The organism is Rathayibacter sp. Leaf296, assembly GCF_001423045.1.
GTDB lineage: Bacteria > Actinomycetota > Actinomycetes > Actinomycetales > Microbacteriaceae > Rathayibacter > Rathayibacter caricis.
In genome coordinates, this window is record NZ_LMNR01000001.1 from 1,706,456 (window position 1) to 1,721,645 (window position 15,190).

A 15,190-nucleotide genomic window follows, 5' to 3' on the forward strand; every position below is an offset into this window, starting at 1 on the left:
TACGGCTCAGGCCCAGCCGAGCTCGTGCAGCCGGTCGTCGTCGATCCCGTAGAAGTGCGCGATCTCGTGCACGAGGGTCACGTGGATCTCGTCCCGCAGCTCGTCGAGCGTCTCGCAGGCGGCGAGGTGGGGCTCGCGGAACAGCACGATGCGGTCGGGCATCTCGCCGAAGCCGTAGCGCTCCCGCTCGGTGAGCGCCACTCCGTCGTAGACGCCGAGCAGATCCAGGGAGCCGTCCTCGGGACGGTCCTCGACCACGAACACCACGTTGTCGAGGCCGTCGACCATGTCGTCGGGGAGCTCGTCGAGCTCGGCGACCACGAGTCGTTCGAATGCCGCTTCGTCCAGTTCGAGCATCGTCGCCTCCAGTATGGGAAAGGGCCCGGAGTCGTGACGACTCCGGGCCCTCCTGGGGTGAGTAACGGGGCTCGAACCCGCGACCTCCTAGACCACAACCAGGCGCTCTGCCAACTGAGCTATACCCACCAGGACGGTGTTCCGAGAGGGTGACCCTCCCGAAGCAACTGTACGAGACTACTACATCCGCGAGGCGAACTCGTCCACGACGGCGGCCGACACGGCCTGGACGTCAGCGGTCGACGGGCCCGGCTCGGCGACGAACGCGGCACGGCGGTAGTACCGGAGCTCGCGGATGCTCTCGAGGATGTCGGCGAGGGCGCGGTGCCCGCCGTGCTTGGCAGGGGCGTTGAAGTAGATGCGCGGGTACCAGCGCCGCGCGAGCTCCTTGATGGAGGAGACGTCGACGTTGCGGTAGTGCAGGTGCCCGTCGAGGCGGGGCATGAACTTGGCGAGGAAGGCGCGGTCGGTGCCGATCGTGTTGCCGGCGAGGGGGGCGTGCTGCTCGCTCGGAACGTGCTTCAGCACGTACTCGAGGACCTGGTACTCGGCCTCCGCGACGCTGACTCCGGAGGGGATCTCCTCCAGCAGCCCCGAGGTCTCGTGCATCGTGCGGACGAAGTCGCCCATGTGCTCGAGCGCCGATGCGTCGGGCTTGATGACGATCGAGAGGCCCTCGTCGAGGGGCTCGAGATCGAAGTCCGTGACCACGACGGCGATCTCGACGAGCTCGTCGACCGAGAGGTCGAGTCCCGTCATCTCGCAGTCGATCCAGACAAGACGGTCGGGGGCGCTACTCATGCGGGGCAGTCTATCCGCGGCCACCGACGCGCCGCGGGCGGCTGGGCCGGGCCTCGTACACTCGTTCTCCGTGATGACCCTCGTCTGCTGGATGCTGATCGCCAACGCCGTCTGGAACGCGGTGGTCTGGCCGCCTTTCCTCCGTCGCGTGCGGAAGGACCCCCGAGCCCGCGATGCTGACGGGCGCGCGACGACCTTCCTCCGGGTGCACTCGATCCTGATCGGGATCTCGCTGCTGCTCGCGGCCGTCTCGCTGGTCGTCGGCGTGGTCGGGCTCGTCCAGGGCTGACGACCGGGTCTCGGCTCCGCGTCGGTTCCGGCCCCACGACCCTCTCCCGGTACTCTGGACGACGGACGCCCCCGTAGCTCAGCGGATAGAGCAGGAGCCTTCTAATCTCTTGGTCGCAGGTTCGATTCCTGCCGGGGGCACGTCGTCGCCGAGGTGCCCGGCTCCGTCCGAGAACGATCCGAGACCTTCGAGGAACGCCCGGACGTCGCCGCTCGACACTCACCTGGCCGGAACGACTCTCCGTCCGATCAGGGGCGGCTTCCACTGCAGTTGCGCCGTCGCCTTCCGTGGTCCTGACCAGACGCGGAGCGATCGCGGTTTCAGCTCACCCCTCATCGGGACGCCTCTTCAGGGGGCAAGCGAACCCCCGAATGCCGAGGGCAGAGTACCGTGAGGCGACCGCCACTGACGCCTTTTGGAGACGCCGTGACCTCTTCCGTCTACGCGCCGACCATGCTCGAGCGCACCGAGCTCGCGTTCCACCAGCTTCACGCCGGTGTCTCGAAGCTGCACTTCACCGACTTCCCCGACTACGCGAACATCGGCGACTCCGCGATCGCTCAAGGTCAGTACGTCTACTGGCACGGACGACAGATCGACATCCTCTCGACGTCCTCGTTCCACACGATGCCGCCGAGGCTCTACTCCGCGACCGGGGCGGCGGTCTACATCAACGGCGGCGGGAACTTCGGCGGCCTCTACAAGGAGCACGGCGAGCACCGCTACAGCCTCGCCGAGCGCCTCCCCACGGAGACGCTGCTCATTCAAGGCCCGCAGTCGATCCACTGGGCATCGCCTTCCGACCGCGACGAGTTCCTCCGCCGCATGGCTCCCCGGGAGCAGCTGCGCATCGCTGTTCGCGACCACGACTCCTTCGACGACCTCAAGGACGACGTCGAGCAGCTGGTCCTCTCGCCGGACGCCGTGCACCTCCTCGGCCCCGTTCCCGCGCCCGATCCGACACGGAAGGAAGTGCGCCTCATCCGCCGCGACCCGGAGTCCGCCGGAGGCCTCGGCGAGGGGATCGACTGGCCGCAAGATCAGCCGATCACGCGCGCGACCGCCTGGCTCACCCACCGCACGAAGGAGCTGCCCTTCCTCCGGTCCGTCGTCCCCACCGCGAACGCGCTGTGGGAGCCGCGCTCGAGGCGACGACTCGCCACCGGTCTCGCGCTCCTCGCCCAGGGCGAGACCGTCGTCACCGACCGCCTCCACGGCATGCTGATCGCGCTGCAGCTCGGCCGGCCCGTGAAGGTTCGCGACAACAGGATCGGGAAGCTGCACAAGTACGTCGACACCTGGCTCGCCGACACCGACGCGGACATCACCTGGATCTAGGGCACAGCCGCTGAGCCGCGGTTGTCCCGGGACGCTTGCCAGAACGCCCTCTCCGCGGCCGTCGCGGTTCTCGGACTCGACGAGAAGGCAGCCCGTCCGCGACTGAGAGGTGCTGCGAGAAGACGCTCGTCGTCACTGCGGCCAGCGAGGCGACCGGACTGATCCTGCGGAGCCGCTGCACGCGTCGTCGCGGGGGTGAAATCCGGGGCCTGTCCAGCGCGGACAACGCCCATCGCGCCCGGTTCCGCGCGGCGCCACGCGGTCGTGAGCGGCCACGAGCAGTGTTTCTGCGCCAGTAGTTCCCGGCAGACGGTGAACAGCCCGGGGCCGCGACACGCCTCGGATAGCCTGTGCCCGATTCACGAGGGGGACGGCATGACGACGACCGCAGTCGCGAGCACCACACGACCGACGACCGCCCGACGACGAACCGACATCCAAGGACTGCGAGCGTTCGCCGTCCTCGCCGTGTTCCTCGAGCATCTACTCGGGTGGCCGGCGGGCGGATTCGTCGGGGTCGACATATTCTTCGTCATATCGGGTTTCCTGATCACCGGACTGCTCCTGCGCGAGTACGGCGCCACGGGGACGATCTCCTTCTGGGGCTTCTACAAGGCCCGGATCAAGCGGATCATCCCCGCCGCGACCCTGGTCCTCCTCGTGACCGTCCTCCTCTCCCACGCGCTGCTCCTCTCGAGCCGAGCGAGCGCGATCACGTGGGATGCGGTATGGGCGTTCCTGTTCTCTGCGAACTGGCGGTTCGCAGCCGAGGGCACCGACTACTTCGCGCAGGGACAAGCGGTCTCTCCTCTGCAGCACTTCTGGTCGCTCTCCGTCGAGGAGCAGTTCTACTTCGTCTGGCCCTGGCTCCTCCTCGCCATCCTCTGGATCTACGCTCGTCAGCGAGGTGCTCATACCGACCGAAGCCTCCGACTGACCGCGGGCGCGGCCATGCTCCTGATCGTGCTCGGTTCACTCAGCTGGGCGCTCGTGCAGAGCACGACCGGGCCGACGGTCGCTTACTTCTCGACGCTCACCCGTGCGTGGGAACTCGGCGCGGGGGCGTTGCTCGCGGTCGCTGCGCCGCTCTTCCTCAGGATGCGCCAGCCCCTCCGGATCCTTCTCGCGTGGAGCGGTCTGATCGGGATGAGCGCCTCGCTGTTCCTCGTCGACGACGCCGTGCCCTTCCCGGCCCCCGGCGCGATCCTCCCTGTTCTCGCGACAGTCCTCGTCCTCGCGTCCGGCATCGGGGAGCAGGCTCGATTCCTCGCTCCGATCGCGAATCCCGTCGCGAAGTACGTCGGCGACATCTCTTACAGCCTGTACCTCTGGCATTTCCCCGCGGTCGTCTTCGGCGCCGCGCTCTTCCCCAATGCCGGCAGCGGCGGCTACATCGGCGTCCTCGTCGTGGGGTTCGGAATCGCAGCACTCGCGTACCACCTGTTCGAGAAGCCGGTTCACCGCTCACCTTTGCTGGATCGTCACGAGAGCCGTTGGCAGAGAGACGATGCCTGGCGCACATGGTGGGGTGAGCAGCTCTCCATGCTCAAGATCGCGCGGTGGTTCGGTCTCGGCGCACTGGGTGTCACGACCGCCGCGCTCCTCGCCTTCACGCTGATCGTTCCCGCAGACACCGCGAACCGCGTCGTCTACGGCGCACCGGAGGCAGCTGCAGCAGCGCTGCCCGTATCGACGAGCGCGCCAGCGCCTGTCGGTGCAGACGTCGCCGACCCCGCCTCGCCCACCGTCGGGCCTGCACAGACCGAACTCACCGCGAGGATCACCTCGGCGCTGCAGTCCACGGCCTGGCCGGAGGGTTTCGAGGACTCCTTCAGCCAGGGAGGCTGGCCAGCCGAGATCGAGGAGTGTGCGGACACCATCCGCATCACTGGAAGCGACTGCACCTGGGGGGACGGGGACAAGCTGGCGGTCATTGTCGGGGATTCCACGGCGGTCGCCTACACTGCGGCACTCCGCGCCATTCTCAACCAGGCCGGCTATCGCGTCCAGGGATTCGCCATGAACGGCTGCGAGTACTCCGACACCGTCATCAACAACGCGAGCGTCGCCGACTTCTGCCCCACCCGGAAGCAGGACGCGGTCGACGCGATCACTGCGCAGAGTCCCGAACTCGTCTTCGTGACGAACGCCTATCAGCAGCACACTCCGATCGGCGCCGACGGCCCCCTCACTGGCCCGGAGTGGATAGCGAGTCTCCAGACGTCCGTCGAGAGGTTCAGCGCCTCTGCCGGCAAGGTCGTGTTCCTTGCACCACCGCCAGCGGACGTCAACGTCGGTCAGTGCTTCACCGCGGTGTCGACGCCGACGGACTGCGTCGGCGAGATCACCGACTCCCATGAGAAGTACTTCGCTGCCGACGGCACGGTCTCCGCGACCATCGGAGGCGTCGTCATCGATTCCGCTCCGTGGTTCTGCACCGAGGCGCTGTGCCCTGCCTACGTCGACACCACGCCCACCAAGGGCGACCGCCTCCATGCGGCACCGCGTTACACCGACATCATCGAGCCGGCGATCGCGGAGTCGCTCCGCGCGGCGGGAGTGCTCCAGTAGATCGGCGGACGCCCGAGGTCACTGCACCTCCGCTGCCTTGTTCAGCCGCGCGGAGCCGGGCAAACATTCTTGGAGAGATTCGATCGCGCGACGAGCGGAGTGTGTGCATCCGCTCGAGGAGCGGCCGGACCGTGGGAGAGCGCGTCTCTCGGGGGAGGGCAGCGGAGAGACGTCGCTCCCCGTCGTCGTCATGAGAAGCCGTGCTCCGTCGGTCACCACAGCTCGTACGGAGGCGGAGACGACATGCAGTTCCCCCGGTTCCGGTTGTAGAAGCGTTGCCGTCCTCGGCTTCATTCTCACGACAGACCGCTCCTTTTCGGGCAGCGGGGCGATGTGTCGGAGTCTTGATCGCTCTGCGCGTCGCCGACGGCTGGAACCCGGGTGCCCGGAACGGCAGCTGCGGAGCGTCGGGAGGACGGCCAATTTCCGGCGACGACGGGCAACGGACCCTTGACCGATCCTGTCGGTCCTGCGACGTTGTCCTCGGAGCCACCCGTGCTCAGCGACAGCAGCTCGGCGGAATCGAGTGCAGCATCGCCCTTCGAACACCAGAAGTGATCGCGCCGATCACGATCGGTCCGGCCTGAGGATCGCCTGGTGCGTCGTGAGGAAGTGGCGTTCGACGAGGCGGAAAAAGATCCAGCCGGCGAGCCACGACAAGGGGAGGACGACCACGAACATCACTAGGAGGCGCGCCGGGTAAGGCATCTCCAGGTCGAGAAGAGCGATGTTTCCCGCCGCGAGGACCGGGCTGTGGACGAGGTAAAGGCTGTAGGAGCCGATGCTGATCCTGACCAGAGGGCGATAGCTCAGAATGCGCGCCGCCCGGGTCGATCGTCCAGAGCGTGCGTTCAGGGAGAGCCAGTACAGCAGCAGTGCGATCGCTGCTCCGCACGCTGTCTCGGAGACCCACACGACGTGCACGCCGATGGTGAGCACGATCGCGATGACAGCCGCCAGTACTGTCATCGCACCTGCGCGGCGGAGCTCCGCATGATGAGTCATCCACGCGGCCCCGGCACCCATCGCGAAGAGCCCGAGGAACCAGGGGTGAGCGGGAGCGATCGACGGGAGCAGCACTATGGTGGCCACGCCGAGAGCGATCGCCGTCCCGACGGCGACTATCGGACCGAAGCGGCGCCAGAGGGGCAGGAGGACGAGAGGGAAGAGGAAGTAGATCTGCCACTCGGTAGCGACCGACCATGCTGGTCCGTTGATCTGGTAGATCCAGGCGGGGTCGAGGTTGTGCACGAGGAACAGATGCGAGACGAGCCCGCCGAGCGTGATGGGGACCTTGCTGTCCCACTCGGTCCCGTGCCCCGTCTGCAGGGCCGGGGCGAGGCCGATCGTGGTCGCGAAGATCGCGAGGGAGATGAAGTACGGCGGCAGGATTCGCCTCGCCCGTCGCTTCACGAACTCGCGAAGTCCGCCTCGCAGTTCGAGCGAAGAACTGCGCGCGACGGGCAGCATCAGCACGAAACCGGAGAGGACGATGAACACCGGAACCGCGAGCGTTCCGAGGCCGAGCAGGCGGCCGGCGATCGGGAAAGAAGCGAGGAACTCTCCGCTACCGCCGGTGAAGAGGGCCGCGTGATAGATGCTCACGGCGATCGCGGCAAGCGCGCGCAACCCGTCAGTGAAATCGAATCTCGGACGCGCAATGGAGTCTCCCACGCGCTGCACAGTAGCCAGTAGCCTCCGCAGTGCACGCGTTGCGCGACAGCGGACTGCGGACTGCGGAGCCTGTCGCACCAGCCGTCCTGGTCGCTGTGGTCTCCGGGATCGCGGGTGCACCCTCGCCACCGGGACACCTGCTGGCGGATTCACCGGCCGAATCAGGGGTGAGCGCGATGCGTGCGGCAGTTGTCAGTGCAGCCGAATGGAGATGAACGGCGATCGTCGGATCGTCCTTCGACAGTGCGAGGCCGGGGTCGGTCCTCCTCTATGGTTCGTAACCGACCGCGAGTCACCACCATTGCGCGCCCCGCAAGTGTTGCTCCGATGGACTGGCCACCGGATCTCCTGCAGTCTGTCGTGCTCGTACCGGTTCATCCGCATCAGTGCGGACCGCAGTGTCAGGACGCTGTTCGGGCTGGACACCAGCCCTGAATGGGTGGCAAAGTCGGCTTTTCTCGCCTAACACACTGCTCTTTTCTGGGCAACACCGGCGTGTTTTCGAGTTTTGAGCACTGTGCTCGTCGTTGGGCACCTAGTCTGGGGGTGTCCGGAATTACAACGACGTAACGAACGGAGGTACGACCATGCTGCTCCTCGCTCTTCTCGCTGGAATCGCGGTTGCGTGGACGATCATCGCGGCGCCCCTCGCCGTACTGGTCGGCCGGGTTGCGCGTGCACGTGACGCGCACATCTGAGACGTGTGATCTACACCACGGAGAAGGCCCCGACCGCATCAGCGGTCGGGGCCTTCTCTCCATCCGGGGCTCGGCTCACTCGACCGGGCGGGCGGCGTGGGCCGTGCGGGCATCGTCGGAGTGCTCGCCCTCGACCTCGGCCTGCGACGCGGGAGTCGCCGTCTGCTCGTGCTCGACCGGCGGGAGCTCTTCGACCGGGCGCTCGCGCGAGGGCACCTCGAGGCGGTCGACGTCGTCCAGAAGCTGGCGCGTTTCGTCGTGTCCATCGTTCTCAGAGGCGGCCGGCAGGACGATCGTCGGCGTCGAGGACGGACGCTGGTAGTCGGTCGCTCCTTCCGAGGCGCCGACCACGACGGGAGCGGGGGTCGCCGGGCGCTCGGGCTCCGGCGTCGGGCGGGTGGACTGCGCTTCGGGCTCGACGGGCTTCGTCTCGGGACGCGAGGTCTCGGAGAAGCGCCAGCGCTCGAGGTCGGCGAGGAACGCCTTGCGAGCACGCCCGGGCTTGTCTCGCCAGAGCACGAGGCGGTCGCGGAACTCGGCCACGCTCGCCTGGGTCTGGTAGCCGCCCGTGGCCGAGGAGTGCTTCAGGTCGGCGAGCTCGTGCGCGGCCCAGTTCGCCGCGACTCCGGACCCCTTGACGGGCAGGAGGCGCAGGTGCGTCTCGGCCTGGGCGGAGGCGCGATCGCTCAGGATGCGCTCGGTCTGGCTGAGCACGTTCCACGCGGAGGCGTCGACAGCGGCGTCGATCAGGGTCGCGATCACGGCGTTCTTGCGCTCGTGGTCCTGCTGCCTGATCAGCCGCGCGATGGCGGAGCGGAACACGGCGGCCGTGATGACCACTCCGATCACCACCGAGAGCAGGACGATCACCGCCAGGAACACCGCCCGGTAGCCGTCCGCCGTCTGGATCCATTGCACGAAATCGCTCCACCACTGCATGTGCCGAACGTTAGCCCGACCGCGCGGCGAGGAGAGATCGGCACGCCGACCTGTCGGTGATCGGTGCCTCAGGCGACGCGGAAGACCTCGATCGCGTCGTCGACGCTCCAGAACTCGCCCAGCTGCGGGCCCGCAGGCATCCCGGCGCGCAGGAGCCTCGCCCGGTACTTCTCGCCCTGCGGATCGTCGACCAGCTCGATGTGGCCGACGACGGCGCCGGAGGCGGTGCTCACGCGCCAGAGCCGCCCGTTCACCCGGGTCAGCCTCGGGGGAGTGCGGGTCGCGTGCAGAGTGGACAGGGACATCGGTTCCTCCTGCTCGGATCGGGGAGCACCCACCGGCCAGGGTGCTCTCGCAGACTACGAGCGACCACCGACATCCCCGTCGGCTCCGCGGACTCAGCGCAGAGCGGTCCCGTGCACGGCGAACTCCTCGATCGCCGCCGTCTCCGACTCGGTCAGCGGACCGGCGTCGAGTGCCGCCACGTTCTGCTCGAGCTGGGCGACACTCGAGGCGCCGATGACCGCGCTCGTGACGGTCCGGACGCGCAGGACCCAGCTCAGCGCGAGCTGCGCGAGGGTCTGGCCGCGTCCCTCCGCGATCGCGTTCAGGCCGCGAACCCGGGCGAGGTAGTCCTCGTCGATCCGGTCGGAGGAGAGGAAGCGCGAGGTCGCGGCGCGCGATCCGTCGGGGACGGTCCCGTCGAGGTAGCGGTCGGTCAGCAGGCCCTGGGCGAGCGGCGAGAACACGATGCAGCCGGTCCCCAGTTCGTCGAGGACGGGGAAGAGCCCGTCCTCGATGTGGCGGTCGAACATCGAGTACCGCGGCTGGTGGATGAGCAGCGGCACTCCGGTGGACGCGAGGGCGGCCTGGGCGGCGCGTGTCTGCTCGGGGTCGTAGTTCGAGACTCCGACGTAGAGCGCCTTGCCCTGCTGGACGGCGGAGGCGAGCGCTCCCATCGTCTCCTCGATCGGCGTCTCGGGGTCCGGCCGGTGCGAGTAGAAGACGTCGACGTAGTCGACTCCGAGGCGCTCGAGGCTCTGGTCGAGGGAGGAGAGGAGGTACTTGCGGGACCCGCCGTCGCCGTACGGTCCCGGCCACATGTCGTACCCGGCCTTGGAGGAGATCACGATCTCGTCGCGGTACCGACGGAAGTCCTCCGCGAAGATCCGGCCGAACGCCGTCTCGGCCGCGCCGTAGGGCGGTCCGTAGTTGTTCGCGAGGTCGAAATGGGTGATCCCCAGGTCGAACGCGCGGCGCAGGATCGCGCGCTGCGTGTCGAGGGGGCGGTCGGAGCCGAAGTTGTGCCAGAGGCCGAGGGAGAGGGCGGGAAGCTTGAGCCCGCTCCGTCCCACTCGTCGGTAGTCCATGCGGTCGTAGCGGTCGGGGGCTGCGTCGTAGCTCACTCCTGGACTCTATGCCAGCCGCCCCCGGGCGCGGAATGCGGCGGGCCCGAAGGGTGTTGACTCAGACGACGCGCCCGGCACTCCGGATGCGTCGCCGCGACAGGAAGTGAGTCACACGCACATGCGCACATTCGTACTCGCCGGGGGATGCTTCTGGTGCCTCGACGCCGTCTACCGCGTCCTCGACGGCGTGAGCGACGTCGTCTCCGGCTACACCGGCGGATCCACCGTCGATCCCGATTACGAGGACGTCTGCACGGGACGCACCGGCCACGCCGAGGCCGTCGCCGTGACGTTCGATCCCGACGTCATCCCGGAGCAGGTGATCCTCGACGTCTTCTTCACCCTCCACGACCCCCGTCAGCTCAACCGCCAGGGCAACGACGTCGGTACGCAGTACCGCTCGGCGATGTACTACTCCACCGACGAGGAGAAGGAGCTGTTCGAGGCGGCTCGCGACCGCGCCTCGGAGTGGTGGGACGGCTCGATCGTCACGGAGATCTCCCCTCTCGGGGTCTACTACCCGGCCGAGGACTACCACCAGGACTTCTTCGCGAAGAACCCGGGTCAGGGCTACTGCCTCGCGGTGGCCCTGCCCAAGGTGAACAAGATCCGGAAGTCGTACTCGAAGTACATCACCGCGTCGTAGTCGTCCTCCCCAGGCGTCGATGACGCCGATCGTCCCCAGAAGGGCCCGTCTCCACTCCGGAGGCGGGCCCTTCGTCACGACACTGTCCTCACGGCACCCGGGTGGTACCAGCCCCCTCCGCCCGGGTGCCGCTCCGGTCGCGACCGCGACCATCGACGAGAGGACACGACCATGACCGACACCCTCACCCTCATCGGAGTCATCGGCACCGATCCGCGGAGCATCGACACCGCGAACGGCCGCACGATGGCCAGCTTCCGACTGGCCTCGGCGCAGCGCCGCTACGACCGCGCCGAGCAGCGCTGGGTCGACGGATCCACGAACTGGTACACCGTGAACGCCTTCAACGGACTCGCCGGCAACGCCCTCGCGTCGCTCGCCCGCGGCGACCGGGTCATCGTCACGGGGCGGCTCGCCGTGCGCTCGTGGGAGAGCGGCGGCAAGTCCGGCACCGACGTCGCACTGACGGCCGAGGGGATCGGCCACGACCTCGCGTGGGGGACCACCCGCTACACGAAGACCGTCGGGCGAGCGGCGCCCGTGGCGGCCCCCACCGCGCCCGAGGCCTGGAGCGAGGAGCCCCCGAAGGCCGTCGACGCAACGGCCACAGGGGACTGGGGCGCGGTGACGACGCCGCTCGAGCCGTCGTTAGAATCGGTCGATACCCCGTTCTGACGAGGGTGTCCGGCGCGAGATCCGCGGCCGCCGGAAGGAGTCGAGTGAGCACACGGACCCCGGTCGACGAGCGCCTGCGCCGTGCCGCCGCCCTCCTCGCCGGTCCCGTCCTCGCCGTCGGGCTGCTCGCCGGCTGCACCGCTCCCGAGGCCACCGCGTCGTCTCCCGCCGCGGAGGCGACCGCCGGTGCTCCGGCGGAGCCGGCACCGGTCGCCCTCGTCCCGGGCGGCTCCGCCGAGGAGAACCTGCCCTTCTTCGAGCAGGTGATCAGCGGAGTGGTCGCCGCGGACGCCGAGGCACCCGGACTCAGCGTCGTCGACGCCCTGGTCGCGGCCGGCTTCTCGAAGGAGGCGATGCAGCTCACGGCCGACGAGACCTCGATCGGGCTCGACGCCGACACGGTGCTCGTCTCGGTGAAGCTCGGTGACTCCTGCCTGCTCGGCCAGTACGGCCCCAAGAGCGACGGCGTCCACGCGGTGGTCGCCGCGCCGATCGCGACCGGCGCCTGCCTGGTCGGCCGGACCGTCCCGCTCGAGGGCTGATCCCGCGTCCTCCCAGCCGGTAGCCTGGACGCGGCCCCTGCCTCCGATCCGTCTGCGCGAACCGCGCCGCGACCGACGGAGGCCGTCATCCGGCCGCGGGTCTCCCGGTCACCGGGGAGGTCCCGCCGGAACGCGGGGCTCCGAGAACGTACGAGCGGTTGAGGGACTGAAGTGGCTGAATACATTTACTCGATGGTGCGCGCCCGCAAGGCGGTCGGCGACAAGCTGATCCTGGACGACGTCACCATGTCGTTCCTGCCCGGCGCCAAGATCGGCGTGGTCGGCCCGAACGGCGCCGGCAAGTCGACGATCCTGAAGATCATGGCCGGGCTCGACACCCCGAGCAACGGCGAGGCGCGGCTGAGCCCGGGCTACTCCGTCGGCATCCTGATGCAGGAGCCCGAACTCGACGAGACCAAGACCGTGCTCGAGAACGTGCAGGAGGGCGTGGGCGAGATCAAGGGCAAGATCGACCGCTTCAACGAGATCTCCCTCGCGATGGCCGACCCGGACGCCGACTTCGACTCGCTGCTCGCCGAGATGGGCACCCTGCAGGAGGCCATCGACGCCGCCGACGCGTGGGATCTCGACTCGCAGCTCGAGCAGGCGATGGACGCGCTGCGGACGCCCCCGGGCGACTCCCTCGTGACGAACCTGTCGGGTGGTGAGAAGCGCCGCGTGGCGCTGACGAAGCTCCTCCTGCAGAAGCCCGACCTGCTGCTGCTCGACGAGCCCACCAACCACCTGGACGCCGAGAGCGTGCTCTGGCTCGAGCAGTTCCTCTCGAAGTACCCCGGCGCCGTCCTCGCCGTCACCCACGACCGGTACTTCCTCGACAACGTCGCGGAGTGGATCGCCGAGGTCGACCGCGGACACCTCTACCCCTACGAGGGCAACTACTCGACCTACCTCGAGAAGAAGCGCGCCCGACTGGAGGTCCAGGGCAAGAAGGACGCCAAGCTCGCCAAGCGCCTGACCACCGAGCTCGAGTGGGTGCGCAGCAACGCCAAGGGCCGCCAGGCCAAGTCGAAGGCCCGCCTGGCCCGCTACGAGGAGATGGCCGCCGAGGCCGAGAAGACGCGCGTGCTCGACTTCGAGGAGATCGTGATCCCCGTGGGACCGCGCCTCGGAGCCCAGGTCATCGATGCGAAGAAGCTGCACAAGTCGTTCGGCGAGCGCGTGCTCATCGAGGACCTCAGCTTCACCCTCCCGCGCAACGGCATCGTCGGCGTGATCGGCCCGAACGGCGTCGGCAAGACCACGCTGTTCAAGACGATCGTCGGCTTCGAGCCGCTCGACGGCGGTGACCTCAAGATCGGCGAGACCGTCGACATCTCCTACGTCGACCAGAGCCGCGGCGGCATCGACCCGAACAAGAACCTCTGGGAGGTCGTCTCGGACGGGCACGACTACATCCAGGTCGGCAAGACCGAGATCCCGTCGCGCGCCTACGTCTCGCAGTTCGGCTTCAAGGGCCCCGACCAGCAGAAGAAGGCGGGCGTGCTCTCCGGTGGAGAGCGCAACCGCCTCAACCTCGCGCTGACGCTCAAGCAGGGCGGCAACCTGCTGCTGCTCGACGAGCCGACCAACGACCTGGACGTCGAGACGCTCGGGAGCCTCGAGAACGCGCTGCTCGAGTTCCCCGGCTGCGCCGTGGTCATCACCCACGACCGGTGGTTCCTCGACCGCATCGCGACGCACATCCTGTCCTACGAGGGCACCGAGGAGGACCCGGCGAACTGGTACTGGTTCGAGGGCAACTTCGAGGCGTACGAGGAGAACAAGATCGAGCGCCTCGGCCCCGACGCCGCGAAGCCGCACCGCTCGGCCTACCGCAAGCTGACCCGCGACTGATGCGCCTGCACGTCGCCATCCCGCTGCGCTGGTCGGACTTCGACGCCTACGCGCACGTCAACAACGCCGAGATGCTGCGCCTGCTCGAGGAGGCGCGCATCCAGGCGTTCTGGCGGCCGGACTCTCCCGGCGCGGCGGGGATGGCGACGGCGGTGCTGGACGCCCGACCGGGCGCCCCCACGATCAGCCTGATCGCGAGGCAGGAGATCGAGTACCTCGCCCCGATCCCGTACATGCGGGCGCCGATCGACATCGAGATGTGGATCGGGCGGATCGGCGGCGCCAGCCTCGAGATCTGCTACGAGCTGTACTCGCCCGTCGGCATCGAGCCGCGCATCCTGTACACGAAGGCGGCGACCACGCTCGTCATGGTCACCGCCGCCACGGGCCGTCCCGAGCGGATCCCGGACGAGCTCCGCGAGGTGTGGGCTCCGTACGTCGACGAACCGGTGCGGTTCGCGAAGCGCGGCTGACGCAGCGCGGCCCGCTCAGTGCAGCGGGACGCGCACCATGCCCTCCTGGGCGACGCTGGCGACCAGCCGTCCGTCGCGCGAGTAGATGCGACCGAGCGAGAGTCCGCGACCGCCCGAGGCGCTCGGCGCCTCCTGAACGTAGAGCAGCCACTCGTCTACGCGAGCCGGGCGGTGCCACCACATGGCGTGGTCGAGGCTCGCGATCCGCAGGCCGGGCGTCGTCCACGCGGCACCGTGCCGGCGCAGCGCCGACTCCAGGATCGTGTAGTCGCTCGCATAGGCGAGAGCCGCGCGGTGCAGCATCGGATCGTCGGGCAGAGTGCCGAGCGAGCGCATCCAGACGCTCTGGTGCGCCCGGCGGTCGGGGTCGGCGCGGAGGTACACCGGCTGCTCCACGTGCCGCACGTCGAAGGGCCGCTGCGTCGCCCAGAAGCTGCCGACGGGGTGGTCCACACCGGCGAGGATCTCGGCCGTGCTGGGCAGCGACTCCGGGTCGGGCACTCCCTCCGGCATCGGAGTCTGGTGGTCCAGGCCCTCGTCCTCCGTCTGGAACGACGCGATCATCGACAGGATCGGCGCGCCGTTCTGGTAGGCCTGGGTGCGCCGGGTGCAGAACGACCGGCCGTCGTGGATCCGATCGACCGAGAACGTGATCGGCAGCTCCACGTCGCCCGGGCGGAGGAAGTAGCCGTGCATCGAGTGCACGCTGCGGCCCTCGACCGTGCGGCCCGCCGCGATCAGCGACTGCGCGAGCACCTGGCCGCCGAACACGCGCCCCTCCGGCATCCACTGCGACGGCCCCGTGAAGATGTCCTCGCTGGTCCGCGCCCCCGTGTCGGTCAGATCGAGCGCGGTGAGGAACGAGGACAGGGGATCGGACACGGTACCTCCGGGATGTCGGCCGATCGGTCGAGCGGCTCGGGG

The 15,190-nt window shown here is 68.6% G+C and carries 15 protein-coding genes and 2 tRNA genes; 9 read left to right on the plus strand and 8 right to left on the minus strand.

What is annotated here, in order from left to right; genetic code table 11:
• Positions 1-6: 6 nt before the first annotated feature.
• The 3 genes from ASF46_RS07915 to orn form a co-directional block, all read right to left on the minus strand.
• Positions 7-357: a metallopeptidase family protein gene (locus ASF46_RS07915; protein ID WP_056867036.1), complete on the minus strand. Its 351-nt coding sequence runs from the start codon at positions 355-357 to the stop codon at positions 7-9.
• 53 nt (positions 358-410) lie between these two features.
• Positions 411-486 (minus strand) — tRNA-His (locus ASF46_RS07920).
• A gap of 51 nt (positions 487-537) precedes the next feature.
• Positions 538-1,158: an oligoribonuclease gene (orn, locus tag ASF46_RS07925; protein ID WP_055792465.1), complete on the minus strand. Its 621-nt coding sequence runs from the start codon at positions 1,156-1,158 to the stop codon at positions 538-540.
• Positions 1,159-1,231: 73 nt separating this feature from the next.
• Here orn and ASF46_RS07930 point away from each other — a divergent pair, with 73 nt between their 5' ends.
• The 4 genes from ASF46_RS07930 to ASF46_RS07945 all read left to right on the plus strand — a co-directional run bounded on the left by ASF46_RS07930 (position 1,232) and on the right by ASF46_RS07945 (position 5,356).
• Positions 1,232-1,447 carry an SCO4848 family membrane protein gene (locus ASF46_RS07930; RefSeq protein ID WP_416351486.1) on the plus strand — a complete coding sequence of 72 codons (216 nt, stop codon included), beginning with the start codon at positions 1,232-1,234 and terminating at the stop codon, positions 1,445-1,447.
• Positions 1,448-1,514: 67 nt separating this feature from the next.
• A tRNA-Arg gene (locus tag ASF46_RS07935) sits at positions 1,515-1,587 on the plus strand.
• Positions 1,588-1,873: 286 nt separating this feature from the next.
• Positions 1,874-2,785, plus strand: a complete 912-nt coding sequence (locus tag ASF46_RS07940) for a polysaccharide pyruvyl transferase family protein (protein WP_056867038.1) — start codon at positions 1,874-1,876, stop codon at positions 2,783-2,785.
• A 375-nt stretch (positions 2,786-3,160) separates the two neighbouring features.
• The gene (locus tag ASF46_RS07945; protein WP_056867039.1) at positions 3,161-5,356 is read left to right on the plus strand and encodes an acyltransferase family protein; all 2,196 of its coding nucleotides are present in this window, start codon (positions 3,161-3,163) and stop codon (positions 5,354-5,356) included.
• 567 nt (positions 5,357-5,923) lie between these two features.
• On the opposite strand, the gene ASF46_RS07950 is transcribed toward ASF46_RS07945, so the two are convergent.
• The 4 genes from ASF46_RS07950 to ASF46_RS07965 all read right to left on the minus strand — a co-directional run bounded on the left by ASF46_RS07950 (position 5,924) and on the right by ASF46_RS07965 (position 10,073).
• Entirely contained in the window at positions 5,924-7,030 is a 1,107-nt protein-coding gene (locus ASF46_RS07950; RefSeq protein WP_235576883.1) for an acyltransferase family protein, read from the minus strand.
• A 773-nt stretch (positions 7,031-7,803) separates the two neighbouring features.
• Entirely contained in the window at positions 7,804-8,667 is an 864-nt protein-coding gene (locus ASF46_RS07955; protein ID WP_056867041.1) for a hypothetical protein, read from the minus strand.
• 68 nt (positions 8,668-8,735) lie between these two features.
• A complete protein-coding gene (locus ASF46_RS07960) occupies positions 8,736-8,972 on the minus strand; it encodes a hypothetical protein (RefSeq protein ID WP_056867042.1) in 237 nt (78 codons plus the stop codon).
• Positions 8,973-9,065: 93 nt separating this feature from the next.
• Positions 9,066-10,073, minus strand: coding sequence for an aldo/keto reductase (locus ASF46_RS07965; RefSeq protein WP_056867043.1), 1,008 nt, complete (start codon positions 10,071-10,073; stop codon positions 9,066-9,068).
• 121 nt (positions 10,074-10,194) lie between these two features.
• On the opposite strand from ASF46_RS07965, the gene msrA reads away from it, so the two are divergent.
• The 5 genes from msrA to ASF46_RS07990 all read left to right on the plus strand — a co-directional run bounded on the left by msrA (position 10,195) and on the right by ASF46_RS07990 (position 14,266).
• A complete protein-coding gene (msrA, locus tag ASF46_RS07970) occupies positions 10,195-10,722 on the plus strand; it encodes a peptide-methionine (S)-S-oxide reductase MsrA (RefSeq protein WP_055792452.1) in 528 nt (175 codons plus the stop codon).
• A gap of 171 nt (positions 10,723-10,893) precedes the next feature.
• On the plus strand, positions 10,894-11,397 hold the full coding sequence (locus ASF46_RS07975; RefSeq protein WP_082485313.1) for a single-stranded DNA-binding protein: 504 nt from the start codon (positions 10,894-10,896) through the stop codon (positions 11,395-11,397).
• A gap of 44 nt (positions 11,398-11,441) precedes the next feature.
• Positions 11,442-11,939: a DUF6993 domain-containing protein gene (locus ASF46_RS07980; protein ID WP_056867044.1), complete on the plus strand. Its 498-nt coding sequence runs from the start codon at positions 11,442-11,444 to the stop codon at positions 11,937-11,939.
• Between the two features lie 171 nt (positions 11,940-12,110).
• Positions 12,111-13,793, plus strand: coding sequence for an energy-dependent translational throttle protein EttA (gene ettA / locus ASF46_RS07985; protein ID WP_055792444.1), 1,683 nt, complete (start codon positions 12,111-12,113; stop codon positions 13,791-13,793).
• A complete protein-coding gene (locus tag ASF46_RS07990; RefSeq protein ID WP_056867045.1) occupies positions 13,793-14,266 on the plus strand; it encodes an acyl-CoA thioesterase in 474 nt (157 codons plus the stop codon). The genes ettA and ASF46_RS07990 overlap by 1 nt, the downstream gene beginning before the upstream one ends.
• Positions 14,267-14,281: 15 nt before the next feature.
• Here ASF46_RS07990 and ASF46_RS07995 read toward each other — a convergent pair whose 3' ends face one another.
• Complete coding sequence (locus tag ASF46_RS07995; protein WP_235576884.1) at positions 14,282-15,148, minus strand: acyl-CoA thioesterase; 867 nt, start codon at positions 15,146-15,148, stop codon at positions 14,282-14,284.
• Between the last annotated feature and the right edge of the window lie 42 nt (positions 15,149-15,190).